21 protein-coding genes are annotated in these 25700 nt (G+C 70.7%); 7 read left to right on the top strand and 14 right to left on the bottom strand.

Going from position 1 to position 25700, the window contains the following annotated elements; translation table 11 throughout:
• The first annotated feature begins 39 nt into the window (after positions 1-39).
• Positions 40-606 carry a TetR/AcrR family transcriptional regulator gene (locus OO69_RS10720; RefSeq protein ID WP_033280230.1) on the top strand — a complete coding sequence of 189 codons (567 nt, stop codon included), beginning with the start codon at positions 40-42 and terminating at the stop codon, positions 604-606.
• A gap of 211 nt (positions 607-817) precedes the next feature.
• On the opposite strand, the gene OO69_RS10715 is transcribed toward OO69_RS10720, so the two are convergent.
• Both OO69_RS10715 and OO69_RS10710 read right to left on the bottom strand, forming a co-directional pair.
• The gene (locus OO69_RS10715) at positions 818-1783 is read right to left on the bottom strand and encodes a DeoR/GlpR family DNA-binding transcription regulator (RefSeq protein ID WP_078652370.1); all 966 of its coding nucleotides are present in this window, start codon (positions 1781-1783) and stop codon (positions 818-820) included.
• Positions 1784-1947: 164 nt separating this feature from the next.
• Complete coding sequence (locus tag OO69_RS10710) at positions 1948-3396, bottom strand: NAD(P)H-quinone dehydrogenase (RefSeq protein ID WP_033280228.1); 1449 nt, start codon at positions 3394-3396, stop codon at positions 1948-1950.
• Positions 3397-3607: 211 nt separating this feature from the next.
• Here OO69_RS10710 and OO69_RS10705 point away from each other — a divergent pair, with 211 nt between their 5' ends.
• From OO69_RS10705 to OO69_RS10695, 3 genes are all read left to right on the top strand, one after another.
• Entirely contained in the window at positions 3608-4045 is a 438-nt protein-coding gene (locus tag OO69_RS10705; RefSeq protein WP_019055782.1) for a gamma-glutamylcyclotransferase, read from the top strand.
• Between the two features lie 117 nt (positions 4046-4162).
• A complete protein-coding gene (locus tag OO69_RS10700) occupies positions 4163-4987 on the top strand; it encodes a purine-nucleoside phosphorylase (protein ID WP_033280227.1) in 825 nt (274 codons plus the stop codon).
• Positions 4988-5065: 78 nt separating this feature from the next.
• Entirely contained in the window at positions 5066-6706 is a 1641-nt protein-coding gene (locus OO69_RS10695; protein WP_033280226.1) for a phospho-sugar mutase, read from the top strand.
• A gap of 12 nt (positions 6707-6718) precedes the next feature.
• On the opposite strand, the gene OO69_RS49380 is transcribed toward OO69_RS10695, so the two are convergent.
• The 12 genes from OO69_RS49380 to OO69_RS10635 form a co-directional block, all read right to left on the bottom strand.
• The gene (locus OO69_RS49380; protein WP_158713373.1) at positions 6719-7456 is read right to left on the bottom strand and encodes a hypothetical protein; all 738 of its coding nucleotides are present in this window, start codon (positions 7454-7456) and stop codon (positions 6719-6721) included.
• Complete coding sequence (locus tag OO69_RS10685; RefSeq protein WP_033280225.1) at positions 7453-8286, bottom strand: phosphate ABC transporter ATP-binding protein; 834 nt, start codon at positions 8284-8286, stop codon at positions 7453-7455. The genes OO69_RS49380 and OO69_RS10685 overlap by 4 nt, the downstream gene beginning before the upstream one ends.
• Before the next feature lie 35 nt (positions 8287-8321).
• Positions 8322-9275, bottom strand: coding sequence for a sortase (locus OO69_RS10680; RefSeq protein WP_051800902.1), 954 nt, complete (start codon positions 9273-9275; stop codon positions 8322-8324).
• Between the two features lie 138 nt (positions 9276-9413).
• Positions 9414-11093, bottom strand: coding sequence for a hypothetical protein (locus tag OO69_RS10675; RefSeq protein ID WP_158713372.1), 1680 nt, complete (start codon positions 11091-11093; stop codon positions 9414-9416).
• Between the two features lie 99 nt (positions 11094-11192).
• Positions 11193-12170, bottom strand: a complete 978-nt coding sequence (locus OO69_RS10670) for a substrate-binding domain-containing protein (RefSeq protein WP_051800901.1) — start codon at positions 12168-12170, stop codon at positions 11193-11195.
• Between the two features lie 262 nt (positions 12171-12432).
• Positions 12433-14886, bottom strand: coding sequence for a hypothetical protein (locus OO69_RS10665; RefSeq protein ID WP_051800900.1), 2454 nt, complete (start codon positions 14884-14886; stop codon positions 12433-12435).
• Entirely contained in the window at positions 14886-16589 is a 1704-nt protein-coding gene (gene pstS, locus OO69_RS10660) for a phosphate ABC transporter substrate-binding protein PstS (protein WP_199810918.1), read from the bottom strand. The genes OO69_RS10665 and pstS overlap by 1 nt, the downstream gene beginning before the upstream one ends.
• Positions 16586-17842, bottom strand: coding sequence for a phosphate ABC transporter permease PstA (gene pstA / locus OO69_RS10655; protein WP_051800899.1), 1257 nt, complete (start codon positions 17840-17842; stop codon positions 16586-16588). The genes pstS and pstA overlap by 4 nt, the downstream gene beginning before the upstream one ends.
• A gap of 76 nt (positions 17843-17918) precedes the next feature.
• A complete protein-coding gene (gene pstC / locus OO69_RS10650; RefSeq protein WP_051800898.1) occupies positions 17919-18923 on the bottom strand; it encodes a phosphate ABC transporter permease subunit PstC in 1005 nt (334 codons plus the stop codon).
• Between the two features lie 204 nt (positions 18924-19127).
• Complete coding sequence (locus tag OO69_RS10645; protein WP_158713371.1) at positions 19128-19478, bottom strand: hypothetical protein; 351 nt, start codon at positions 19476-19478, stop codon at positions 19128-19130.
• 296 nt (positions 19479-19774) lie between these two features.
• A complete protein-coding gene (locus tag OO69_RS10640; RefSeq protein ID WP_033280222.1) occupies positions 19775-21427 on the bottom strand; it encodes a hypothetical protein in 1653 nt (550 codons plus the stop codon).
• Positions 21428-21480: 53 nt separating this feature from the next.
• On the bottom strand, positions 21481-22176 hold the full coding sequence (locus OO69_RS10635; protein ID WP_033280221.1) for a PH domain-containing protein: 696 nt from the start codon (positions 22174-22176) through the stop codon (positions 21481-21483).
• Positions 22177-22364: 188 nt separating this feature from the next.
• On the opposite strand from OO69_RS10635, the gene deoC reads away from it, so the two are divergent.
• From deoC to OO69_RS10620, 3 genes are read left to right on the top strand one after another with little or no spacing between them, the layout of a single operon-like run.
• On the top strand, positions 22365-23321 hold the full coding sequence (gene deoC / locus OO69_RS10630; RefSeq protein ID WP_033280220.1) for a deoxyribose-phosphate aldolase: 957 nt from the start codon (positions 22365-22367) through the stop codon (positions 23319-23321).
• 5 nt (positions 23322-23326) lie between these two features.
• Positions 23327-24760 (top strand): aldehyde dehydrogenase family protein, encoded by a 1434-nt coding sequence (locus OO69_RS10625; protein WP_420707861.1) that lies wholly within the window; start codon positions 23327-23329, stop codon positions 24758-24760.
• Entirely contained in the window at positions 24753-25661 is a 909-nt protein-coding gene (locus OO69_RS10620) for an aldehyde dehydrogenase family protein (RefSeq protein ID WP_051800897.1), read from the top strand. The genes OO69_RS10625 and OO69_RS10620 overlap by 8 nt, the downstream gene beginning before the upstream one ends.
• Positions 25662-25700 lie beyond the last annotated feature (39 nt).

Raw genomic sequence — 25700 nt, 5'->3', positions numbered from 1 at the left:
CATGCTGAGGGAACCAGTCGAGGAGGGCAGGTGGGAGCCATGGCCAAGCCGCCTGTCGGGCTGCGCGCGGATGCCCGTCGCAACTACGAGCGGCTGCTTGCCGAGGCGCGGGTGTGCTTTGCCGCGCACGGTACGGACGCGTCTCTGGAGGACGTGGCTCGGCGTGCGGGGGTCGGTATCGGCACGCTGTACCGGCACTTTCCCAATCGGCAGTCCCTGATGAGCGCGGTGTTCGAGGACGCGGCGAGTGAACTCCTCGCGCGGTCCCGGGAGTTGCTGTTGGCTCCGCAGCCGTGTGTTGCTCTGGTGACCTGGCTGCGGGAGATGGTGACCCACTCCAGCGAGTACCGGGGGCTGTCGCGGACGTTGATGGCCGTCGCCTACGACGACTCGTCGGCGTTGGCCAGGTGCAGCGGGCCCATCCGGGAGGCGGGGAGCGCGCTGCTGGTCCGGGCGCAGGAGGCGGGTGACGTACGCGGGGATGTCGAGATCGGTGACCTTCTCCAGCTGACCCACGCGATCGCTTTGGCGGCTGAGGGAAACCCTGGGGATCCTGAACTGGCGGACAGGTTGCTGACGTTGACGTTGCGCGGGTTGAAGCCGTAACGCGGGTTCGGTTTTCGGGTGCGGCGCCGTCGTGGCTGGTCGCGCAGTTCCCCGCGCCCCTAAAAAGACGGGCCCGTTGCAGCCGACCTGCTTTTAAGGGCGCGGGGAACTGCGCCCCCTTGAAAACGCGGGTCGGCCCATGTCTTTTAGGGGCGCGGGGAACTGCGCGACCAGCCCCCACCGGGCCTGCACCCGACAACCGGACCCTCGGTCAACGCCTGCGCAGATCTGCCACCCTTGCCGCGCGCTCCCGCTCGGGGGACTCCCCGCCCAGGACGCCGGCCGACCTCAACCCCGGTCCCCCGCCCGGTACTTGACCCCGTCGCGGTGCCGGGAGGGGGACATCCCGGCGGCGTTGGTCGCGCGTCGGGGTCTGATCACCCCCCTGGGCTCCCGAACCGCCCGCGACAGCGATCTGCACCCCCTGGTCGGCCAGCGCCTGCAACTCCGTGGCGGCGCGGTCGTCGTGGGCCGGGGGCTCGTCGGTGACGAGGCGGGTGATGACGTCCGTGGGCACGGTCTGGAACATGGTGTCCGTACCGAGCTTGGTGTGGTCGGCCAGGACGACGACCTCGGCGGCCGCCTGGACGAGGGCCCGGTCGACGGACGCGGAGAGCATGTTGGACGTGGAGAGGCCGCGTTCGGCGGTCAGGCCGCTTCCGGAGAGGAAGGCCCGGGAGACGCGTAGGCCCTGGAGGGACTGTTCCGCCCCCGACCCGACCAGCGCGTAGTTGGAGCCGCGCAGGGTGCCGCCGGTCATGACGACCTCCACGCGGTTGGCATGGGCCAACGCCTGGGCCACCAGAAGGGAGTTGGTGACCACGGTCAGTCCGGGGACCCGGGCGAGTCGGCGGGCCAGTTCCTGGGTGGTGGTACCCGCCCCCACCACGATCGCTTCGCCCTCTTCGACGAAGCTCGCGGCGAGATCGGCGATGGCCGTCTTCTCGGCGGTCGCGAGATGCGATTTCTGCGGAAAGCCGGATTCTCGCGTGAACCCGCCCGGCAATACCGCACCGCCGTGCCGGCGGTCGAGGAGTCCTTCTGCCTCCAGTGCGCGCACGTCCCGCCGTACGGTCACTTCGGAGGTCTGGACGACGCGGGCGAGCTCACGGAGCGATACGGCCCCATTCGCTCGCACCATTTCGAGGATCAATTGGCGACGTTCTGCAGCGAACACGAAACTGACAGTAACCCCAACGACCGTCTGCTTTCAGGTGTTTGCGCCGAATAACGGAAGTTGTTCGTACAGCGGGACCGGAAGTGGTATAGGGCCTAGTCTCGCCGCCTATGCCGCCCGAATGGTCGACAACTCCCCGTGACCAGCGGGGAGTCCGTTTCGGCTCAGACTTCGCCCGTCGCCTTCCGCGTGTGGAGCTGGCGGGCCACCTCGGCGATCGAGCCCGAAAGAGACGGGTAGACGGTGAAGGCGTTCGCGATCTGTTCGACCGTCAGGTTGTTGTCGACGGCGATCGAGATGGGGTGGATCAGTTCCGAGGCGCGAGGCGCCACGACCACACCGCCGACGATGATGCCGGTGCCCGGGCGGCAGAAGATCTTGACGAAGCCGTCCCGGATGCCCTGCATCTTCGCGCGCGGGTTGCGGAGGAGGGGGAGCTTGACCACGCGGGCGTCGATCTTGCCGCCGTCTACGTCGGCCTGGGAGTAGCCGACCGTGGCGATCTCGGGGTCGGTGAAGACGTTCGACGACACCGTCTTCAGGTTCAGCGGGGCCACCGCGTCGCCCAGGAAGTGGTACATCGCGATACGGCCCTGCATCGCGGCCACCGAGGCGAGCGCGAAGATGCCGGTCACGTCACCGGCGGCGTACACGCCAGGAGCGGTCGTACGGGAGACCTTGTCGGTCCAGATGTGGCCCGAGTCGCGGAGCCTGACGCCCGCCTCCTCCAGGCCCATGCCCTCGGAGTTCGGGATGGCGCCGACGGCCATGAGGCAGTGCGAGCCGGTGATGACGCGGCCGTCGGCGAGGACGACCTCGACCTTGTCGCCGACGCGCTTGGCGGACTGGGCGCGCGAGCGGGCCATGACGTTCATGCCGCGGCGCCGGAAGACGTCTTCGAGTACGGCGGCTGCGTCCGGGTCCTCTCCGGGGAGGACCCGGTCGCGGGACGACACGAGGGTGACCTTGGAGCCGAGGGCCTGGTAGGCGCCGGCGAACTCGGCACCCGTGACACCGGAGCCGACCACGATCAGCTCTTCGGGGAGTTCGGTGAGGTCGTAGACCTGGGTCCAGTTCAGGATGCGCTCGCCGTCCGGGCGGGCGTCGTCCAGCTCGCGGGGGTGGCCGCCGGTCGCGATGAGGACGGCGTCGGCGACGAGGGTCTCCTCGGTGCCGTCGGCCGCCTTCACGACGACCTTGCGGGAACCGTCGATGGCCTGCATGCCGTCGAGCCGGCCCCGGCCGCGCATGACGCGGGCGCCGGCCCGGGTCACGGAGGCGGTGATGTCGTGCGACTGGGCGAGCGCGAGGCGCTTCACACGGCGGTTGACCTTGCCGAGGTCCACGCCGACGACCCGGGCCGCCTGTTCCAGCGGTGGGGTGTCGTCGGCGACGATGATGCCGAGTTCCTCGTACGACGAGTCGAAGGTGGTCATCACCTCGGCCGTCGCGATAAGGGTCTTCGACGGGACGCAGTCGGTCAGTACCGACGCCCCGCCCAGACCGTCGCAGTCGACGACGGTCACCTCCGCGCCGAGCTGCGCTGCCACCAGCGCCGCTTCATAGCCGCCGGGTCCGCCACCGATGATCACGATCCGAGTCACGTACCCCATTGTCCCGCACGCTTCAAGGTGCTTCCGCCCGGGGGCACGGGGGGTCCCAGGAAGCCGGGGGCAAAACTAACCACCTTCACCTCAGATAACCGGTTAGAAAAAGACACAGCCTGCGGAAGGTGCCCTGGGTGGCGGGCGGCACTCGCGGCGGCGGTGCCGGTACCGCCGGTTACGGGAGTGACGGGTGGTTTCGCTGCCGTACTCTCGAAGCATGTCGCTCTACGCCGCGTACGCCGGCAATCTCGACGCGCGGCTGATGACCCGCCGCGCCCCGCACTCGCCGTTGCGCGCCACGGGCTGGCTGAACGGGTGGCGGCTGACCTTCGGCGGCGAGCACATGGGCTGGGAGGGCGCGCTCGCGACGATCGTGGAGGCCCCGCGCTCCCAGGTCTTCGTCGCGCTGTACGAGATCGCGCCGCCCGACGAGGACTCCATGGACCGGTGGGAGGGCGTCGGCCTCGACGTCTACCGCCGGATGCGGGTGCGGGTGCACACGCTGGAGGGCGAGGAACCCGCTTGGGTGTACGTGCTGAACGGGTACGAGGGAGGGCTCCCGTCCGCCCGTTATCTCGGTGAGCTCGCCGATGCCGCCGAGTCCGCGGGCGCCCCGCACGACTATGTGATGGAGCTGCGGAAGCGGCCCTGCTGAGGGCTTCCCACACATAACGCCCGTCACAGGTCTCGTTGGAAACGACAAGACAACGATCGCCATCCCGTGCGCTCTGTCATCTACGCGCGTAGGCCCAGACCAGCTACGCTCATCCGCGTGAACGCATCTCTTCTTCCGGACGACATCCAGGGCGACCCCCATGCCGCCGCTGACGCCGCCGCCACGCGCCTGCGCGAACTGACGGGCGCCGAGACCCACGACGTCGCCCTTGTGATGGGCTCCGGCTGGGGACCGGCCGTCGACGCGCTCGGCGTACCCGAGGCCGACTTCCCCGTCACCGAGCTGCCCGGTTTCCCGCCGCCGGCCGTCGAGGGCCACGGCGGTCGCATCCGCTCGTACGGGATCGGTGACAAGCGCGCGCTGGTCTTTCTCGGGCGTACCCACTACTACGAGGGCCGCGGGGTCGCCGCCGTCGCGCACGGCGTGCGTACCGCCGTCGCCGCCGGCTGCAAGACCATCGTGCTGACCAACGGCTGCGGGGGGCTCCGCGAGGGCATGCGGCCCGGCCAGCCCGTGCTGATCAGCGACCACATCAACCTCACCGCCACGTCCCCCATCGTCGGCGCCAATTTCGTCGACCTCACCGATCTGTACTCGCCTCGGCTGCGCGCCCTGTGCAAGGAGATCGACCCGGCGCTGGAGGAGGGTGTCTACGCCCAGTTCCCCGGGCCGCACTACGAGACTCCGGCCGAGATCCGCATGGCCCGGGTGATCGGGGCGGACCTGGTGGGCATGTCCACGGTGCTGGAAGCGATCGCCGCGCGTGAGGCCGGTGCGGAGGTGCTGGGTATCTCCCTGGTGACGAACCTCGCCGCGGGTATGACGGGCGAGCCCCTGAACCACGAGGAAGTCCTCCAGGCGGGCCGGGATTCCGCCACGCAGATGGGCTCCCTGCTGGCCCAGGTGCTCGGGCGGTTGTAAGCACCGTCCCCAGGGGGCTCCCGCCCCCTGGAACCCGCTGACGTAAAACCGACATACCCCACGAGAGGTTGCCCCGACGTGCACGACGACGAACTCATCGCGCGGGCCAGGACCTGGCTCGCCGAGGACCCCGACGCGGACACCCGTGACGAGCTCGCCAAGCTCATCGACGCAGGGGACGTCGCCGAGCTCGCCGAGCGCTTCAGCGGCACGCTTCAGTTCGGCACCGCCGGCCTGCGGGGCGAACTCGGCGCCGGGCCCATGCGGATGAACCGCGCGGTCGTCATCCGGGCCGCCGCCGGACTCGCCGCGTACCTGAAGGCGAACGGCCACACCGACGGGACCGGAACCGTCGTCATCGGCTACGACGCCCGCCACAAGTCGGCCGACTTCGCCCGCGACACCGCCGCCGTGATGGTCGGCGCGGGACTCAAGGCCGCCGTACTGCCCCGCCCCCTCCCCACCCCCGTACTCGCCTTCGCCATACGGCACTTGGGCGCGATCGCGGGCGTCGAGGTCACCGCCAGCCACAACCCGCCCCGGGACAACGGTTACAAGGTCTACCTCGGCGACGGCTCCCAGATCGTGCCCCCGGCCGACGCGGAGATCGCCGCCGAGATCGAGGCTGTCAACTCCCTGCACGACGTGGCCCGTCCGGACACCGGCTGGGAAACCCTCGACGACGCCGTCCTCGACGCCTACCTCGCCCGCACCGACGCCGTCCTCGCCCCGGACTCCCCCCGTACCGCCCGCACCGTCTACACGGCGATGCACGGCGTCGGCAAGGACGTGCTGCTGGCCGCGTTCGCGCGGGCCGGTTTCCCCGAGCCTGTGCTCGTCGCCGAACAGGCCGAGCCCGACCCGGACTTCCCGACCGTCGCGTTCCCCAACCCGGAGGAGCCCGGCGCGATGGACCTCGCCTTCGCACAGGCCCGCGCCACGGACCCCGACCTGATCATCGCCAACGACCCTGACGCCGACCGCTGCGCCGCGGCCGTGAAAGCGGACGGCGATTGGCGCATGCTCCGCGGCGACGAGGTCGGCTCCCTCCTCGCCGCCCACCTCGTCCGGCGCGGCGCCCAGGGCACCTTCGCCGAGTCGATCGTCTCCTCGTCCCTCCTCGGCCGTATCGCCGAGAAGGCGGGTCTCCCCTACGAAGAGACCCTCACCGGCTTCAAGTGGATCGCCCGGGTGGAGGGCCTTCGCTACGGCTACGAGGAAGCCCTCGGCTACTGCGTGGACCCGGACGGCGTGCGCGACAAGGACGGCATCACCGCCGCCCTCCTCATCACCGAACTGGCTTCGGAGTTGAAGGCCGAGGGGCGCGATCTGCTCGACCTCCTCGACGATCTCGCCGTGGAGCACGGGCTGCACGCCACCGATCAACTCTCCGTCCGCGTCGAGGACTTGACCGTCATCGCGGACGCCATGCGGCGGCTGCGCGAGCAACCCCCCACCGCGCTCGCCGGGTTGGCCGTCACCAAGGCCGAGGACCTGAACGAGGGGACCGACAGGCTGCCCCCCACGGACGGCCTGCGCTACACCCTCGACGGCGCCCGGGTCATCGTCCGGCCCAGCGGCACCGAGCCCAAACTGAAGTGCTACCTGGAGGTCGTGGTGCCGGTCGCCGCGCACGCCGACCTCCCGGCCGCCCGCGCCCAGGCCGCCGAGACCCTCGCGACGATCAAGCGGGACCTGTCGGCGGCGGCCGGTATCTGAGACACCGTCACGTCAGCCCGGCTCCCCCGGATTCACCGGGACACGCATCAGGTAACTGAACCCCGTGTCCGGTCCCACGCAGGACTGGAGGGTGAGGTCGCCCCAGTAGAGGCCCGCCGCCGGGACGCCCCGGCCCGGGGTGACGTAGTGGGCGTAGACCTTGTACGTCCAACTCCCGCGCGGGGTACTGATGTCGACCCTGGTGCCGACGGGCAGCGTGGCGAAGCGGTCGAAGCGGCAGTAGTCGTGGCCGACGATCACCACGGTCCGCAGTTCGTAGCCGTCCTCGGTGCCGATCGCGGGGCCCGTCCACTGCACGGCGTGCCGACACGCGTCGACCTCCGCCTGGTCGCCCCGGACCACGGTCGAGGACCAGCCGCCGATCCGGATCGTGGTGACGGTGGGGCGGCCGGTCGTCGCCGTGTCGGTGCCAGGGCCGGCGGACCGCGTGGGCGTACGGGTGGGAGCGGCGGACGGGGTCTTCCGGGAGAGGTCCGGGCCGGGTACCCGGGCCTCGGAGGTGGACGGGAGGGCTGGGACCGATGCCGGTGTACGGGGGCGCGGAGTGGCCGAGGAGGCCGTCGGGGCGGGCGCGGGCGGCACCGGTGGTGCGAGGGCGGCCGGGGCGGTCGTCGTGGCCGGTCGTCCGGCCGCCGTGTCCGTGGCCCGCGCCCCTGCCCCGCACCCGGCCACGAGCAGGACCGCCGCCGCCACGCCCACCAGCCGCCTCGCTCCCGGCCCTGCCGTCATCCGAACCGTCCGTTCACGTAGTCCGAAGTCCGTTCGTCCTGGGGCGAGTTGAACATCGCCTGGGTGTCCCCGTGCTCGACGATCACGCCCGGGGTGTTCTGCGAGGCGAGGAAGAAGGCGCAGCTGTCCGAGACACGGGCGGCCTGCTGCATGTTGTGGGTGACGATGACGATCGTGACCTCGGACTTGAGCTCGGCGATGGTCTCCTCGATGCGCCGGGTGGAGGTCGGGTCGAGCGCCGAGCAGGGTTCGTCCATGAGGAGGACCCGAGGGCGTACCGCCAACGACCTTGCTATGCACAGGCGTTGCTGCTGGCCGCCGGAGAGCGCGCCGCCCGGCTGGCGGAGGCGGTCCTTGACCTCCTTCCACAGGCCCGCCTTGATCAGGCACTCCTCGACCAGGTCGTCCTTGCCGTCGCGACTCGCCTTGATGGCGTTGAGCTTGAGGCCGGCGAGGACGTTGTCGTAGATCGACATGGCGGGGAAGGGGTTGGGCTTCTGGAAGACCATGCCGATCTGGCGGCGGGCGTGGGTGATGCGGCGGCCGCGGTCGTAGATGTCCTCGTCGTCGAGGAGGACCCGGCCGGCCAGGGAGGCTGAGCCGATCAGTTCGTGCATGCGGTTGAGGATGCGCAGGAAGGTCGACTTGCCGCAGCCGGAGGGGCCGATGAGCGCGGTGACCTCGCGGGCGGGCATCGTGAGCGAGACCCGGTCGAGGACCTTGTGGTCGGCGAACCAGGCGGAGACCGAGTCGGCGCGCAGGCTCGCGGGGCCCTGACCGGAGAGGGACACCGGCCGTTGGATGAGTGTGTCGGTGAGGTCGGTGGACATGTGGTGAGGTCAACTCCCGTACGGGGTGGGGTGGTTCAGAGGAGGTTCGGCAGCAGGGAGACGATGGCCCCGGAGTCGGCGAGGCCCAGGGCGAGCAGCAGGGGACCCGCGCAGATCCAGGTCTGCCAGCGACCCCAGACCCGGTGGGCGACCACCGCGAGCAGAGCGGCGAGCAACAGGCCCTGGGACCAGAGGAAGACGCGGAGCCAGGCGCTGCCGTCGCCACCGAGTGCCTCTTCGGAGGCGGATATCCAGCCGGCGCGCAGGTCGCGCGGCGGGTTGGCCTGCACGGGGGTGATCAGCCTGGCGTCCACCCGCAGCACACCGCTCGGGGTGTACGGGCCGCCGGTGGCGGTGATCAGGGTGAGCCGGCCCTGTCCCTGGCCGATGGGGGTGGGCAGCGGGTCGCCGGCGCGGCGGATGCCGGTGACCTGGTAGACGGCCTTGGTCTGGCCGGTGGTCAGCTCGACGGCCGTTCCGACGGGCAGGTTGTGCAGGTCGAGGAAGGGGCTGCCGTAGCCCCACTGGCGGCCCATGATCACCGACGTGCCGGCCTGGCCGGGCAGCGGGGTGTCCCGGCGGTGGCCCGGGCCCGACATCAGGACCTCGGAGGTGGTGCCCTCGGCGACGACCTCCTTGATGCCGAGGGCGGGAATGCGCAGCAGGGCGACGGGCGCGCCCGGCTTCAACATCCGTCCCTCGTAGTCGCGTTGGCCCACGGGGGCGGTGCCCAGGGCGAGTTCCTTGCGGAGTTCGTCGTACGCGGTCCGCTGGTTCCGGGCGTGCTGGAGGTGGCCGACGACGGTGAGGTTCGCGGCGAAGCCGAGGAGCACGGCGGCCAGGACGCACAGGGCCGCCCCGGCGAGTGCGAGCCCGGGGCGGGCGGGGGGCCGCGGGGTCTCCTGCCGCGGCTGCGTGGTCGGCGGGGGCGGTGGCGGGCCGTCGGTCGGCGCCGACGCGCCGGCCGGGGGCGGGGCGAGCGTGGTCACGGGGTGCGCTCCTCGAAGCGAGCGGGACGGTTTCCTTCGTACGGCGTCTCGTACGGCGTCTCGTACGGCGTCTCGTGCGGTGGCCGGGTGGGGCGGGGGCGTGTCGGTGTACGCCTCCGGCCCCACCCGCCCGGCCGGTCAGCGGTGGTGCGGGGTGTCGCCGGTGCCGAAGGTCAGCAGACCCTTGCGGCGCATGTGCAGGACGAGCGCCGAACCCGCGGCGAGGAACGCCAGCGAGGCCAGGCCGATCGCGCCGGCCTCGGTGCCGGTGGCCGCCATGGACCCGGTGCCCGAACCGGTTCCGGTGCCGCTGTCACCGCCCGTCGTGCCGCCCGTGTCCGAACCGCCGCTCGTGGAGCCGCCGGTGTCCGTGCCGCCGGAAGTGGTGTCGGACGGGGTGGGCGAGGGGGATTCGCTGGAGTCGTCGCCGGTCGTGAACGCGAAGGCAACGCTGTGCCCGTCGGTCCCGTCCTCGGCGAGCGTCAGCGTGTGGTCGCCGTCGGCGATGTCGCTCGGCACGGTGAACGCGTAACTGTCCACGGTTCCGGCCGAGTTGGCCTTGGCGTCCGTGAAGGTCGCGTCGCTGTCGGCGAGGGTGACCTTGACCGCGGCGCTCGCGGTGTAGCCCCGGGCGGTGATCTTCACCTTCTGGCCGGGTTCGAGGGCCGGGTCGGTGCCGAGGTCGGTGCCGTCCTCGTCGGTCACGGTGAGGTCGGGGTTGTCGCTGGGGCTCGGGCTGGAGGTGGCCGCGTCGGTGCTGACGAAGGCGAAGGACCCGAACACGCCCGATTTCTCGGTGAAGTGGAGGCCGTGGTCGCCGTTGGGCAGGGCGTCGGGCACGGTGAACGCGTAGTCCGTGACGGCCCCGTCGGCACCCGCGGTCACATCGGCGTAGGTCGCGTTGGAACCGGTGAGGGTCACGCCCACGGTGGCCCCCGGCGTGAAGCCCTGGACGGTGACCTTCACCTTCTGGCCGATGGCCAGCGTGGGGTCGGCCGCGAGGGCCTTGCCGTCGGCGTCCTTGGCGGAGATGGCGTAGTCGACGGTCGGGGTGACGGTGGCCTCGGAGCCGGCGTACGCGTCGAGGTCGGTGGGGGTGAACACGGCGCCGTACGTCGTGAGGCCGCCGATCGCCGGTGCCTTGACGGTGAGTTCGGCCTTGCCGTCCGCGACCGCCGCCGTACCGAGCGACGTGTCGCCGTTCTTGAACTCGACGGAGCCGGCCGCGGCCGGGGTCACCGCGGCGGTGAGCTTGAGGTCGCCGCCGACCTGGACGCCGGAGGCCGCGGTCAGGGCGAGGGACGTGGGCTGCTGTTCGAGCAGGGCCCAACTGGTGCCCGTGACCCGGACCTTGGCGAGGAAGCCGTCGGCGGTGGTGCCGCCGCCGCAGCCCAGGCCCAGGGTGTAGGTGCCGTCGAGGGACCCGTCGGGGATCCACACCCGCAGCGCCTGCTCCAGGCTCTTCGCGGTGGTCCCGGCCAGCGCCTTCATGTCCACGGTGAAGGGGGCGGTGCCGAGCGGGGGCTTGGTGACGCTCTGGGCGAGGTTGGTCTGCACGGCGGAGTCGGTCGGCTTGTACACCTTGAGGACGGCCGTGACCTGGGCGGTGTTCGGGCAGCCCGCGCTCGACGTGACCGAGGTGGTCATGGGGTTGTCCGAGATGCTGCCGGTGGCCGGTGCGACCGTGAACTTGCCCAGTGTCGTGGCCGCTTGTGCCCGACCCGAGAGGGCGAGGACCCCGGCCAGGGCGGCGAACAGCAGCGCGCAGCAGCTCAACAGGGCCACTGGGGATCTGAGGTGTGCGAGACGGTGAGTCATGTGGTGGTCCCCCCACGGGGTTCGGGTCGTGGATGAATACGCCGACAGGGCCGGGCACCCACGGGGGTGCCCGGCCGGTGCGCGGCTACTGGACGGTGCTCAGCTCTCGCCCTTGAGGGTCGTGCTGCCGCAGTCGGTGCCGAGGGCGCCGAAGCCGTAGTCGGTGATGGTGGAGGTGTTCTGGCAGACCGCGGAGCCGGTGCCCACGAAGGTGGCCGCGATCAGGGAGTCCGACAGCTTGGCGGTCGGGACGACGTTGTAGACGTTCCGCAGGTAGGGGAAGTCCAGGTTCAGCGTGAGGTCGTCGTTGCGCGCGCCGACTCCGTTGACGGAGCCGAGCACCGCGGAGCCACGGCGGTCGTCCGTGACCAGGGTCTCCTGGGCGGTGTACTGGGCCACCGAGTACGGGAAGATGTCACCGGCGCTGTCCACGGCCGAGCCGTCGTTCTCCTGGATCGTGGAGTCGGACGTGACGCAGGAGCCGGGGGCCGTCACCCCGATGGAGCTGAGGAAGAAGGCGCGGGTGCCGGAGGCCGACTGCGGCAGGATCGGGGTCAGCGTGACGCCGTTGAGCGTGGTCAGGGTGCACTCGTAGATCGCCTTGAGCTGGGCGGTCGTCAGGTTGTCGGGCAGCGCGCTGCCGTCCTGCTTGACCCAGGACACCGCGTCCTTGGCGTACGGGATGAACGTCAGGTCCGTGGTGGTGGTGTTGTTCGGGCCGCGCGAGGAGCGGGCGAAGTCCACACAGCCGGTGGAGCCGTCGACGGCGGCGTTGAGGGCCGTGATGCCGGCGCCGGAGCCGTCGGGACGCGGGATCGTGCAACTGCCGGTCGCCTTGGTCGTGATCGGGGTCGTGCCGGTGGCGTTCCACGAGGCGATGACCTTGCCGCTGCTGTTCGTGATCGCGTCGCCCAGGGCGTTCACGACGTCCTGGGTGGTGTCGGAGCCGACACCGGCGAGCTGACGGTAGTCGGTGGCCGAGCCGGGGTCCGCGTAGGCGGGGGCGGCCAGGGCTCCGAGGCCGAGGGCGACCGCTCCGACACCGGCACCGATACGCAGGCGGGTCTTGACGTTCACTTGGGTTCTCCTCCGTGGAAACGGATCGAGCAAAGGACGTACAAGCGGAAGACGCACAAGAAGAATCCGGATCTCTTTCGCCACCGGCCCGTCGGCCGGCCACGCAGAACAATTCCGTAGAATCGCTTCCCAGGACCACTAATTCCAGCCGGTCATCAGGTTACGACTCCCTTTCCTAAGTGACTCCAAGGGAATTCACCCGACGGTGTGCGGATTTCCCGGGGACGGAATGCGCCCCGGGAAATCCGGACACCCGGGAAACTCAGTCGGCGGCCGCCCGACGCCGCGTCGAGAGGCGCAGCGCGACCGGGCCCGCGAGGGCGGCCGCTCCGCCGGCGACGAGGACGCCGAGCAGGACCCAGCGGACGATCCCGAGCACCTCCGACGGTGTGGCGCCGCCGGACTGGGCAACGTTCTGCCTGGCCGGGTCGGTCTCCGTCGGGGCGGTGGAGGGCCTGGCGGTGTCCGAGGCGTCGGCGGTGGCGCCCGAGGTGCTGCCCGCACCGGCGCCGGTGGCACCGCCGACGCCACCGTCCGCACCGCCGGACACCGAGCCGCCGCTGCCGGTGCCGCTCAGGTCGCCGCCGCCTCCGGACGACGTACCGCCGGCGGACCCGTCGGCGTCCGGCACGCCCTTCTCCAGCCGGGCCGCCGCCTGCTGCGCCTGCGTGCGCATCGCCGTGGGCAACGGGGCGTATCCGTACGGCAGTTGGCCCTTCACGGTGCCCTGGGTCTGGCCGTCCCCGGCCGCGTAGCGCATCACCCTGGCGTAGTCGAGGCGGGCGTCCTTGGCCTGGTCGAGGGAGGCCGCCGCGTAGACCACGGCGGTCAGCGGATAGGCGCCGTCCTTCATGCTGCCGGGGGCGGGCGCCTTGACGCCGGACACGTCGGAGTCGGGCATCTCGGCGACGGCCTTGAGCAGGGAGTCGGTGGTGGGCTTGACGTACTGCCCGTCGGCGTTCGGCAGGGCGGCGGCGCCCAGCAGGTAACGCACCGCGGAGGCGTTGTCGACCAGGCCGAACTGGCGCTGCTGCGTGGGAATCGGGCGGTCGATCGCGGCCGGCTTCGTCGGAAGGGTGGTGAAATCGCAGTTGTACGCGGTGCCGATGGAGCCACGGCGTATCTTCAGCGCCGCGTCGTGCATGTCGTTCATGTACGGGACCACGTCAAGGCCGGTGTACGTGAAATCGGGGTAGCCGCCCCCGCACTGGGTGGTCGTGGGCGTGAGATCCGTCTTGGGGAAGAAATCCAGGGAATCCGAGAGCACCCCGTTCTCGTACGCGGGATTCACCTTCATTCCCCAGGGATCGGCTTTCCCCGCGATGAATTCCTTCGCGTCGTTGTCCGCCAGAATGTATTTCCACACCAGGTTGGCGGAGTCGGTGTTGTCCACGGCGACGGCCAGACCCAAGGGGGTGTTGGCGGCCGCCTGGCCCGCGAGACCGGGATTGAGTTTGAGGAATTCCGGGTCCTTGACGAGCGAGTCCGGGTTGGCGGCGAGGTAGCTGGGCACCTTGTCGCCCGGCTTGATCAGGCTGAGGGGATAGGACTGCGTGAGCACCTTGGCCAGCAGCCTCTGGTTGAGCTTGAGCTCCGTCAGCGGCACCGTGCCGCCCGTGACGTCGTACATCCAGACGAAGCCGATCGTCAGCCCGGTGACCGCGACCGGCGCGTGCACCACCTGGGGTCCCCCGTCGACCGGTTCGACGGGATCCACCGTCATGGCGAGCCCCGCCAGCGCGTCACCCGAGGTCACGGCGTCCCGGGCCTGCTGCTCGCCGGACTGGGTGTAGTTGAACCGGTACGTGCCGGTCCGGCACAGCGCGCTCTGCCACGACGTGACGGCGTCGGTGGCCAGTTCGGAGCCCATGATCCCGCGCTCGGGCTTGCTCGGGTCGCAGTTGTCGGTGACCGGCGCGAAGCCGAGCCGGAACGCGATGCGCTGGTCCCAGTTCGACCGGCTCAGCGAGGAGGAGACCGCGTCGCCCGACTTGTAGGGACTGCCACCGGCGTTGTGGGTGCCGCGGGGCACGACCACCAGCCAGCAGGGCTGGATCGTGCCGGCCGAGGTGGTGCGGGCGCCGCAGCCCAGGGCGGGCTGCTCCACGGCCGACTTCAGCTCGAACGACATGTCGCCGCCGCCGTTCCCGTCGTTCGGCAGGAACGCGACGGCGTTGGTGTCCCCGTCGTTGAAGTACGTGATGTCCGTGCCGCTCGTGGTCGGGTCGCCCTGCCCCTCGACCGGCCGGAACGGCGCGTAGTGGGTGCCGTTCCGGTCGACCGGGGTAGCGGACTCCGTCTCCAGCGGATCACCGAGCGAACCGCCGCCCTGGTACACGAACCGGCCGTTTCCCGCCTGCGCGCCCGACGCGAGTCCGTACTCGCACTGGGTACGGTCCGGCCCGGACGCCTCGTCCCCCCAACACTGCATGACCGAAAGGAAGTTGGAGTACGAGTTCTCGGACGGCGCCCCGCCCGTCCAGGTCACCCGCACGCCCTGCCCGGTCAGGTCCTTCGTCTGATGCACGGTGACCTTGAGGTTCGAGAAGTCGTCGTACGGCCCCTTCGTCCCGCTCTCGGTCACCGCCGAGCTCTCGGCCGTGGCCGCCTGCGCTTGGTCCGCTCCCCGGGGCAGCGGCAGCACCGCCAGCACCAGGGCGGACACCAGACAGCCCACGCCCGCGGTCACCCGCCGTCGTACCGTCAGCCGTCTCATCAGAACTCCCTCCTGCGGCGCGAGCGGGCGGCCAGCATCCGCGCGGTGAGCGGTGGTCCGACGACCACCGCGACGAGCAGGACGGCCGACAGCGCCATCAGGGCGCCGCGCATCCCTAGGCCGTTGTCGGAGGCGAGGGCGACCGGGTTGGCCACGACGGACGTGTCGCCGGTGCCGGTGCCGGTCCCGTCGCCGCTGACCACCTCGCCGGTGTCGGGGTCGATGGACGCCCCGGAGGTGCCGCCGGCCGCGGCGCTCGCGGTGCTGTCGGGCTTTCCGTCGCCGTTGGTGTCGGTGCCGCCGGTGGTGCCCGGGGCGGCGGAACCGCCCGAAGTGGAGCCGCCGGTCGAGGAGTTGGTGCCGCCGGAGGTGCTACCGCCGTTGGCCGCGGGCTTCACCGGGGTGTCGGTGCCCGCCGCGCCGGCCGTGCCGGTGGTGCACTGCGTCGACCCCTTCTTGTCGCAGGACTTGGGGTAAGGGGCGTTCTTGGTCAGGGTGTTGACGCCGCCGGAGAAGGTGGGGTTGCGGCAGTCGTTGATGTTGATGGTGCTGGTGGGCGCGCCCGGGACCTTGCGGATCTGCTCGAAGCCCGCCTCGACGAGGTTCTTCGGCAGCGGCGAGTAGCCCAGGTCGTCCGCCTGCTGCTGTCCGTCGCACAGGAAGTAACGGGCGAACGTGCCGAGGGAGTTGCCCTTGGCGGTGGTGAAGCCCGCCTCCACCTTCGTCGGCAGGATCATGTAGCTGTAGCTGGACAGCGGGTAGGTGCGGGCGTCCGGGTTCGTGTAGACGTTGTCGAGGATCTGGGTGAGGTAGTTCGAGGACTGCTTGTTCTCGTTGATCTCGGCCTTGGTCAGCGCCACCGCGACGCTCGCCGCGGTCGGCTCGACGTAGTAGTTGTCCTTGTTGAGCACCTTGGCCACCGGGAAGCCGGTGTTCTTGGCGTAGGAGTACTCGACGTAGGTGATCGCGCCCTCGCCGGAGGGCTGGCGGACATGGCCGGAGACGCCGAGCGAGCCGGACTTGGAGACCATCGTGGAGCCGCTGAGCAGCGGGTAGAACGAGGTCATGCCGCAGTTGCCGCTGCCGCGCCCGGTGCGGGAGCAGTAGTCGCTCCACAGCGCCGGGTACTCCTTGGACATCCAGGTGGTGAACTGCGCGCTGGTGCCCGAGCCGTCCGAGCGGACGACCGGGACGATCGCGCGGGCCGGCATGGTCAGGCCCGGGTTGTCGGCGGCGATCGCGGGGTCGTTCCAGCGGGTGATCTTCCCGGTGAAGATCTTGGTGAGTACGTCGCCGGAGAGCCGCAGGTTGGTGACCATCTTGCCGTTGATCTTGAGGTTGTACATGAACGCCGTACCGCCGGCCACGATCGGCATGTAGGCGTAGCCGCGGCTCGGCGGGACCTCGGTGACGCCCTGCTCCTTGAGGCCGTAGGGGATCTCGGAGACCGCGAAGTCGACGGTGTTGTTCTTGAACTGCTGGCGGCCCTGCGAGGAGCCGTTGGCCGAGAAGTTCACCGTCATGCCGTAGTTGGCCTTGACGTTGCGGACCCACTGCTGGACCGCGTTGGAGCTCCAGGTCGAGCCGGAGCCGGTGATCTTCGCGTACGAGGCGGCAGCGGCGGACGACGGTTGGGCGGCGAGCACGGCGCACAGCAGTGACAGCACGGTGGCCGCCAGACGGAATCGAGCGGCGGGTTTCACGACGAACTCCCGGGTTCGGTGAGGGCGTTGGGGCTGGGAGCGGAGAGGGCGGGGCGGTCGTCGAAGCGACGCGCGTCACGTCGCGACGCGAGGACGCGCCGGTGTTCCTGACGGCGGCTCAACTGCCCTGGTCCGCGCCCGCCGACGATGCGCGCGGCCACGAACAGCAGCAGCACCAGCGTCATCAGCAGAGCGGCCGTACCGAAACCGCGCGAAATCATGTTCGGCTCGGGCGACTTGACGTACTCGAAGGTGACCAGCGGCAGGGAGACCATCGGGTCGTGCAGCGGGTTGAGGTTGAGGTCGTTGGTGTAGCCCGCGGTCAGCAGCACCGGGGAGGTCTCGCCGATACCGCGCGCGGTGCCGAGGATCACGGCGGTGGTCAGGCCCGAGCGGCAGGTCGGCAGGACGACGTGCCACACCGTGCGCCAACGGCTCGTGCCCATCGCGTAACTGGCCTCGCGCAGGGTGCCGGGCACCAGCCGGATGACGACGTCGGCGGCCCTGATGATGATCGGCAGCATCATCACCGAGAGCGCGAGCCCGGCGGCGAGACCCGACTGGCTCAGGCCGAGGCCCAGGATCACGGTGGCGTAGATGAACAGGCCGGCGACGATCGACGGCAGCGCTGTCATCGCCTCGACGATGGTGCGCACGAACCGGGCGTAGCCGCCGGGCACTTCGGTGAGGAACACCGCGCAGACCAGCCCGGCCGGGACGGTGATCAGCAGCGCGATGGTGATCATGATGAGGGTGCCGGCCGCCGCGTGCAGCGCGCCGCCCACGCTGAGCGGCTCCAGCGGTCCCGCCAGCTTCATGTCCTGGGTGAAGAAGTTCAGGTGCACCAGCGCCTTGCGGCCCTCGACCAGCGCGTACACGACGACGAACGCGAGGATCACGACCAGCAGCACACCCATCGACCGGACGACCGCCGCCGCGATCCGGTCGACTATGGCGGGCCCGTCCTCGTCGAAGGAGACCAGCAGCGCGTAGACCAGCAGGAAGAGGCCGTACGCCAGGACGACGAAGCCGACCGCGCCGTTGAAGGGGAGCACCCAGGCGAACAGCAGCCAGGTCAGCGACAGCGCGGAGGCGGCGGCGCCGACGACGGCGTACGTGTCGGTGGCGCGCAGCCGGGTCAGGGCGCGGCGGCGCTCGCCGCCCGGCTCGGCGGTGCGCGCGGGGCCCGGCAGCGTGGTGCGCGGACGGCCGGTCGCCTGACGCGCGCCGGGCGCTTCAGGGGCAACGGTCATGGTCGCTCATTCCTGTCTGGCTGTGGTGTAACGGGCTGCGGGCACCGGGGAGTTGGGGGGGAAGAGCAGGGGTTCGTCAGGCGTCGCTCGTCGCGCCCGAGCGGGACCGGGCGACGATGGAGGAGGCCGCGAAGTTGACGATCAGCGTCATGAGGAACAGCGCGAAGCCGGCCGCCATCAGCGCGGACATGCCGAACTCGCTGGCCTCGCCGTAGTGGAGTGCGATCAGCGAGGCGATCGAGCTGGTGCCGGACTGCAGGACGTGCCACTGGATGTCGAAGGTCACCGAGATGATCATGAAGATGGCGATGGTCTCGCCGAGCGCCCGGCCGAGCCCGAGCATGGTGCCGCCGATCATCCCGCCGCGCCCGAACGGCAGCACGACGCTGCGGATCATGCCCCAGCGGGTCGCGCCGAGCGCGTAGGCGCCCTCGCGCTCACCGGCGGGGGCCTGGGAGAAGACCTCGCGCATGATCGAGCAGACGATCGGCGCGATCATCATGCCGACGACGAGTCCCGCGATGAACGTCGAGGAGGTGTAGAGACTCTCGGGCGCCAGCGGGTCGGCTGGGTCGGCGCCGCGCACGTCGAAGACGGGGATCCAGCCGAAGTAGGTGGAGATCCAGCGGGCGACCGGCAGCACCTTGTCCTGGAGGAAGAACACCCCCCACAGGCCGTAGACCACCGACGGCACGGCGGCCATCAGGTCGACGGTGCTGATCAGCGTCCGGCGCAACCGGGCCGGTGCGTACTCCGAGATGTACAGGGCCGCGCCGGTGGCCAGCGGTACGGCGACCAGCACGGCGACGACCGCGATCAGCACGGTACCGACGAGCACGGCCGCGATCCCGAAGTTCCCCTGGTCCGGGGCCCATTGGGCGGTGGTGAGGAAGGACCAGCCGGCCTTGTCCAGCGCCAGCCACGCCCGGTAGAGCAGGAAGCCGCCCACGAGCAGCATGACGGCCAGCACGAAGGTGCCGCCGGAGCGCAGCACCACGCGGAAGATCCGGTCGGGCAGACCCGGGTCGGCGTACAGGCGTCTCGGCACGTCGTCGCCGGGCCCGGCCGCGAGAGCGGTCACGGGCTGCGGCTGTCTGGTTCGTCTCGGCACAGGCACGGCCCCGACGCTCCGGGCCCGCGATTGACATGCTCACCCCGAGGTGTGAACGAGAGGTGCCCTGGGGGCAACAACCGTTGCGGCCACCCCGCGCGCACCATGGCCAACTCGCCCAGGGGCAGTATCAGTTGATGAACTAGCTTGCGGGACAGGCGAGTTGACCGGAAGTCAGCTACTGTCTCCGAATAACTCCGGCCCCGCACCCACCAGTTCGGGCAGCATCGCGCGGAAACGGTCGTAGGCGGCCCGGCACGTGGCATGCCGCTCGTACGTCCGCGCCGCACCGGCGAGATGCCGTCCCGACGTCTCCCACACGACCCACACCCAGCCGCCGCCCTCGGTGCTGTGCTGGATGCCGCCGCCCATCTCGGCGTGGCGCGCGCACAGCCGCACGAAGGCCGTACGACATCGCGCGTGGCTGTCGTGCGAGGTCAACGACACCGCCACCGCCCGCCCGTTGGGGGCGACCAGCCGCCAGCCGAACCCGCCCCGGCCGTCGATGTCGATCTGACATCTCATGCCCATCACCGCGACGGCAGGTCTTGCCGCCTCACCGGACCGCTCCATGTCCCCACCCCTGCCGCCCATTGATGAGTAAAACCCGCAGGTACGGCGCTATGGACGGCAGCAGCAATCTACTGAGGCACGAGTGAACGGCACGAGACAAATGTGGTGGCCCGGCCCACGCTTCATGTCGAAGTATCCCCTAGGTAACCCCTAGGACAGGCACAGGGAAAGCGCTCACCGCACGGTCTGGACAACGTTGCCAATAAGCGGACGGAAGCGTCGGCATGGGGCACCGCCCCGCACAGCGGTCAGGACAGCCAGCGGGTGACGAGCAACACGGTCCAGGCCAGCGCGAGGAGTACGGCGAAGGGCCACAACTGGCGTCCCCGCTCGCCCACTTCGCTCTCCCCCGTGGGACGCAGGGCGGGGTCGGCGATCATCGCGGAGAGTTCGGCGGCGAGGGCGTCGTAGGGATGGATCAGCCCGCGCCGGCGTTGCCACCAGGCCCAGCGGGGCGCGGCCATCGACCAGTCGTCGCCGTCGCGCACGCGCAGCTGCAGTTCGAAGGACTCCGTGCGGGCCGCCCGGAGGTCGTCCCAGGGGATGTGGCGCGGGGCGCGCAGCCGGTTCAGCCAGACGCCGGTGCGGTCGGCGGTGACGCGCCAGCGCAGTTTCACGGGGACGCGGACGGCGCACATCAGGCCGAAGAGGAGGAGCACACCTCGGAACCAGAGGCTGTGGTCGATCCCCAGCAGGAAGTACCCCAGACACCACTGCGCGGTCAGGAAGCCCGCCAGCCAGTCCACCGGCCCCGCCCGCCAGCGCCGTACCGGCACCACGGTGGTCCCCGCCCGCACGGTCGCGGCCAGTTCCCCGTCCCGTGCCGCCCGGACCTCCGCCCGCAGCGCCGCCCGCTTCTCCCGGGCGAGCCGCCGCCGCGCGGCGCCCTCCGGCAACGGTCGTACGGGACCGGTCGACCACTCCGCGACCGGCGGTTCGCCGGGCTCCTCCGCGGCGCCGACCAGCAGGATCTCGGCGCCGTCGCAGGGGGTGCCGTAGAGGACGGCTTCCCGCAGGGGTGCGCGGGCGCCGGTCTTCGCGGGCGCGTCGAGGAGATCCTCCAGCTCCTCCGCCTCCGCCTCGTCGTCCACCTTCCCCTCCGTTTCCACCCTCGTCGCGACCGTGAACAACGGCCGCAGCGCCTCCGTGTCGTCCGTCGCGTAGATCACCGCGTCCGCGTGGTCGTCCTTGCCGACGAGGACGCGCAGGACGGGCGCGGGTGATGTGCGCAGGGCGGTCGCCCGGCGTCGGCCGAGGGTGCCGGAGAGGAGCAGGGTGAGGGCGAGGCCGACGATGAACAAGCCCTCCTCCAGGGCCACTTCACGGTCGCTCGCCCCGCCCCACAGGCCCGAGGTGGCCAGCAGTACGACACCGGGTACGCCGATGCCGGCCCCGAACTTGAGGAAGAGCCCGCCCCGCCGCACCCGCCCGTCGGCGTCCGGCAGCGGGGCCGTGACACCGCCCGCCGCCGCCAGGGCGCTGTGCCGCTGGCGGGCACGCGCGCGTGCCCGCAGTTCGGTGGCCGTCACGGAGGCCAGGACCAGCAGGGCGGCGCACACCAGGGCCGGCCACGACAGTTCGGTGGCCCGTATCGCGATCAGCGTGATCAGAACGGGCGCGGAGACCCGTACGGCCTCGGGGCGCCACAGCCACCACAGGGCCTGGAGCGGCAGCAGCGTGGCCAGCTCCGGGGGCAGGTCCGTCGTCGTCAGCAGGGCGAAGGCGACGAACAGGGCGCACCAGAGCGACAGTTCGACGGACCAGCGCCGGGGCCGGACCGGCACCCACCACGGCACCGCCGCATCGGCCCACACACGCGCGTGCTCCCCGTTCCAGTCCACGCACCCGTCGGGTATCGCGGAGGCGGGCAGCGCCGACGGCTCCCGGACGTTCGTGGTCATGACATCCCTGGGTGAGAGGTGGGAACGGAGGAGGGCGGGCGGTGCCCGTCCGGTCAGCCCGTCGCCAGCAGGATCGCCAGGAGTACGGCACCGGCGGCCACCGGACCGATCACCTCGTACGCCCAGCGCACGGTGACCTCGCCCTGTGCCGACTCCGCCTGCTCCCTGGTCTCCAGCAGCTCGCGCAGGTCGGCCATGATCTGGTCGGACTCCGCACGCGCGGGTCCGCTCGGGGCGGCGCCGCCCCGCATGGCGCTGCCCGCGCCCATGCCGCCGCCGAACCCGCCGAGCCCGCCGCCGAAGCCCAGGGCGCCGGACCTGCCGCCGCGCTGCGCCCCCGCCGCCTCCGCCGCGGCCTTCGCCTCGCGCCGTGCCGCCTTCTTGCGGCCGCGCAGCGAGACCGGCACCGACCACAGCTGGAACTTGGCGCCCGCCTTCGTGACGACCTCGTTCGAGAACCCGGACCGCAGGCTGGCGATCTCGCCCCACGGCAGCACGACGACCCGGAACGGGTTGCGGACGCGCAGCCGGTCCGGGCCCGCGTACACCGCCGGGCGGAGCGTGAACGCGGCGATCGCGGGGACGACGAGGATCAGGCCGGCCAGGGCGAGCCACGGGGTGCGGCCGTGGCCGGAGACCAGGGCGTCGATGCCGAGCCAGCAGGCGATGGCCAGCAGCAGGACACCGCCGATGAGGCCCGCGGGTGAGCGGTAGATCCGGTCTTTGGGCTCGGGGTGCGGGGTCGTCATGATGCCGATTGTGCCTCAGGGGTGCGCCTGCTCGCCGTTGGGGTTCTGTGCGTTCGCGACTGCGGGTGCGCTGTGGCTGGTCGCGCAGTTCCCCGCGCCCCTTAGGGGGCTGCACCTGGGCGGGATCACCAAGCTATACCTCTGGGGTGTACAGCTGCTACGCGCGTAGATATGCTCGTCTGGTGACCATGCCCACCACTGCACCCACAGCACACGCTCTCGGCGACGTCACCGCGTCCGACAGCACGCTGCGCCGTTTCCTTCACGGGCTGCCCGGCGTCGACGCGGTCGGCCTGGAGGCGCGTGCCGCCTCGCTCGGGACCCGTTCCATCAAGACCACCGCGAAGGCGTACGCCATCGACCTCGCCATCTCGATGGTCGACCTGACGACGCTGGAAGGCGCGGACACCGCCGGAAAGGTCCGGGCGCTCGGCGCCAAGGCGGTCCGCCCCGACCCGACCGACCGGACGAGCCCCTCGACCGCGGCCGTCTGTGTCTATCCCGACATGGTGGCCACCGCGAAGGAGGCCGTCGCCGGTTCCTCCGTGAAGGTCGCCTCCGTCGCCACCGCGTTCCCGGCCGGCCGTGCCGCGCTCGCCGTGAAGCTGGCCGACGTGCGCGACGCGGTCGCCGCGGGCGCCGACGAGATCGACATGGTCATCGACCGCGGGGCGTTCCTCGCGGGCAACTACATGAAGGTCCACGACGAGATCGTCGCCGTGAAGGAGGCCTCGGGCGCCGCCCGGCTGAAGGTCATCTTCGAGACCGGCGAGCTGTCGACGTACGACAACATCCGCCGCGCGAGCTGGCTCGGCATGCTGGCCGGCGCGGACTTCATCAAGACGTCGACGGGCAAGGTCGCCGTCAACGCGACGCCCGCGAACACCCTGTTGATGCTGGAGGCGGTCCGCGACTTCCGCGCCCAGACCGGCATCCAGGTCGGCGTGAAGCCCGCGGGCGGTATCCGCACCTCCAAGGACGCCGTCAAGTTCCTGGTCATCGTCAACGAGACGGCGGGCGAGGACTGGCTGGACAACCACTGGTTCCGCTTCGGCGCGTCCTCGCTCCTGAACGACCTGCTGATGCAGCGTCAGAAGCTGGCCACCGGCCGCTACTCCGGCCCCGACTACGTGACGGTGGACTGACCATCATGGCTACTTTCGACTACGCACCCGCCCCCGAGTCCCGCTCGGTCGTCGACATCGCGCCCTCCTACGGCCTGTTCATCGACGGCGAGTTCACGGAAGCGGCGGACGGCAAGGTCTTCAAGACCGTCTCCCCCTCCACCGAAGAAGTCCTCTCCGAGATCGCCCAGGCCGGCGAGGCGGACGTCGACCGCGCGGTGAAGGCCGCCCGCAAGGCCTTCGAGAAGTGGTCGGCGCTGCCCGGCTCCGAGCGCGCGAAGTACCTGTTCCGCATCGCCCGGATCATCCAGGAGCGCAGCCGCGAACTGGCCGTTCTGGAGACCCTGGACAACGGCAAGCCCATCAAGGAGACGCGCGACGCCGACCTCCCCTTGGTCGCCGCGCACTTCTTCTACTACGCGGGCTGGGCCGACAAGCTGGACCACGCCGGCTTCGGCGCCAACCCGCAGCCCCTCGGTGTCGCGGGCCAGGTCATCCCCTGGAACTTCCCGCTCCTGATGCTGGCGTGGAAGATCGCCCCGGCACTGGCGACAGGCAACACGGTCGTCCTGAAGCCCGCGGAGACGACCCCCCTCTCGGCGTTGTTCTTCGCGGACATCTGCCGCCAGGCCGGTCTCCCCAAGGGCGTCGTCAACATCCTTCCCGGCTACGGCGATTCGGGCGCCGCGCTCGTCGCGCACCCGGACGTCAACAAGGTCGCCTTCACCGGCTCCACGGCCGTCGGCAAGGAGATCGCACGGACAGTCGCGGGTACGACCAAGAAGGTCACCCTCGAACTCGGCGGCAAGGGCGCGAACATCGTCTTCGACGACGCCCCGATCGACCAGGCGGTGGAGGGGATCGTCACCGGCATCTTCTTCAACCAGGGCCAGGTCTGCTGCGCGGGCAGCCGCTTGCTCGTCCAAGAGTCCATCCAGGACGAGCTGTTGGACTCGCTGAAGCGACGCCTGTCCACCCTCCGCCTCGGCGACCCGCTGGACAAGAACACGGACATCGGCGCGATCAACTCCGCCGAGCAGCTCGCGCGGATCACCTCACTCGTCGAGCAGGGCGAGGCGGAGGGCGCCGAGCGCTGGTCCCCGTCCTGCGAACTCCCGTCCTCCGGCTACTGGTTCGCCCCGACGCTCTTCACGAACGTCACCCAGGCGCACACCGTCGCCCGCGACGAGATCTTCGGCCCGGTGCTGTCGGTGCTGACCTTCCGTACGCCCGAGGAGGCGGTCGCGAAGGCCAACAACACGCAGTACGGCCTCTCGGCGGGCATCTGGACCGAGAAGGGCTCCCGCATCCTGGCCGTCGCCAACAAGCTGCGCGCGGGCGTCGTCTGGTCCAACACGTTCAACAAGTTCGACCCGACCTCGCCGTTCGGCGGCTACAAGGAGTCGGGCTACGGCCGCGAGGGCGGTCGCCACGGCCTGGAGGCGTACCTCGATGTCTGAGAAGTCCGACAAGAGCGAACAGCAGCGTCTGAGCGTCTTCAAGACCTACAAGCTGTACGTCGGGGGCAAGTTCCCCCGTAGCGAGAGCGGCCGGGTGTACGAGGTGACCGACTCAAAGGGCAAGTGGCTCGCGAACGCGCCGCAGTCCTCCCGCAAGGACGCCCGCGACGCGGTCGTAGCGGCACGGAAGGCGTTCGGCGGCTGGTCCGGCGCGACGGCCTACAACCGCGGCCAGATCCTCTACCGCATCGCCGAGATGCTGGAGGGCCGCAAGGACCAGTTCGCGCGCGAAGTCGCGGACGCGGAAGGCCTGTCGAAGTCGAAGGCCGCCGCTGTCGTCGACGCGGCGATCGACCGCTGGGTCTGGTACGCGGGCTGGACGGACAAGATCGCCCAGGTGGTCGGCGGCGCGAACCCGGTAGCGGGCCCGTACTTCAACCTCTCCTCCCCCGAGCCGACAGGCGTGGTCACCGTCCTGGCCCCCCAGGAATCCTCATTCCTCGGCCTGATCTCGGTCATCGCCCCGGTGATCGCGACCGGCAACACGGCCATCGTCATCGCGAGCGAGAACTCCCCGCTCCCCGCCCTGTCGTTGGGCGAAGTCCTGGCCACCTCCGACCTCCCCGGCGGAGTCGTCAACATCCTCTCCGGCAGGACGTCGGAAATCGCACCCTCCCTGGCCGCCCACCAGGACGTCAACGCGATCGACCTCGCGGGCGCGGACGACGTACTGGCGAAGGAGTTGGAGATCGCAGCGGCCGACAACCTCAAGCGAGTCCTCCGTCCACAGCCTGTGGATTACACGGAGACCCCGGGCACAGACCGCCTGACAGCCTTCCTGGAAACAAAAACGGTCTGGCACCCCACGGGTTCGCTAGGAGCATCCGGCTCGTCGTACTGATCAACTTCAGAGCAATCCCCCCCAGGGGCGCGGGGAACT

The sequence above is a fragment of the Streptomyces sp. NRRL F-525 genome (assembly GCF_000716605.1).
Taxonomy (GTDB): Bacteria; Actinomycetota; Actinomycetes; order Streptomycetales; family Streptomycetaceae; genus Streptomyces.
Note: the sequence above shows the minus strand (reverse complement) of the source record. Positions and strands in the feature narration are given on the sequence as shown.

Excerpts from the sequence above, each read along its gene's own strand:
- pstA (WP_051800899.1), bottom strand. The coding sequence starts at position 17,842 with ATGACCGTTGCCCCTGAAGCGCCCGGCGCGCGTCAGGCGACCGGCCGT.
- OO69_RS10645 (WP_158713371.1), bottom strand. The coding sequence starts at position 19,478 with ATGAGATGTCAGATCGACATCGACGGCCGGGGCGGGTTCGGCTGGCGG.
- OO69_RS10720 (WP_033280230.1), top strand. The coding sequence starts at position 40 with ATGGCCAAGCCGCCTGTCGGGCTGCGCGCGGATGCCCGTCGCAACTAC.
- OO69_RS10665 (WP_051800900.1), bottom strand. The coding sequence starts at position 14,886 with ATGAGACGGCTGACGGTACGACGGCGGGTGACCGCGGGCGTGGGCTGT.
- OO69_RS49380 (WP_158713373.1), bottom strand. The coding sequence starts at position 7,456 with ATGACGGCAGGGCCGGGAGCGAGGCGGCTGGTGGGCGTGGCGGCGGCG.
- OO69_RS10675 (WP_158713372.1), bottom strand. The coding sequence starts at position 11,093 with ATGACTCACCGTCTCGCACACCTCAGATCCCCAGTGGCCCTGTTGAGC.
- OO69_RS10705 (WP_019055782.1), top strand. The coding sequence starts at position 3,608 with ATGTCGCTCTACGCCGCGTACGCCGGCAATCTCGACGCGCGGCTGATG.
- OO69_RS10640 (WP_033280222.1), bottom strand. The coding sequence starts at position 21,427 with ATGACCACGAACGTCCGGGAGCCGTCGGCGCTGCCCGCCTCCGCGATA.
- OO69_RS10625 (WP_420707861.1), top strand. The coding sequence starts at position 23,327 with ATGGCTACTTTCGACTACGCACCCGCCCCCGAGTCCCGCTCGGTCGTC.
- OO69_RS10620 (WP_051800897.1), top strand. The coding sequence starts at position 24,753 with ATGTCTGAGAAGTCCGACAAGAGCGAACAGCAGCGTCTGAGCGTCTTC.
- OO69_RS10635 (WP_033280221.1), bottom strand. The coding sequence starts at position 22,176 with ATGACGACCCCGCACCCCGAGCCCAAAGACCGGATCTACCGCTCACCC.
- OO69_RS10710 (WP_033280228.1), bottom strand. The coding sequence starts at position 3,396 with ATGGGGTACGTGACTCGGATCGTGATCATCGGTGGCGGACCCGGCGGC.
- deoC (WP_033280220.1), top strand. The coding sequence starts at position 22,365 with ATGCCCACCACTGCACCCACAGCACACGCTCTCGGCGACGTCACCGCG.
- OO69_RS10685 (WP_033280225.1), bottom strand. The coding sequence starts at position 8,286 with ATGTCCACCGACCTCACCGACACACTCATCCAACGGCCGGTGTCCCTC.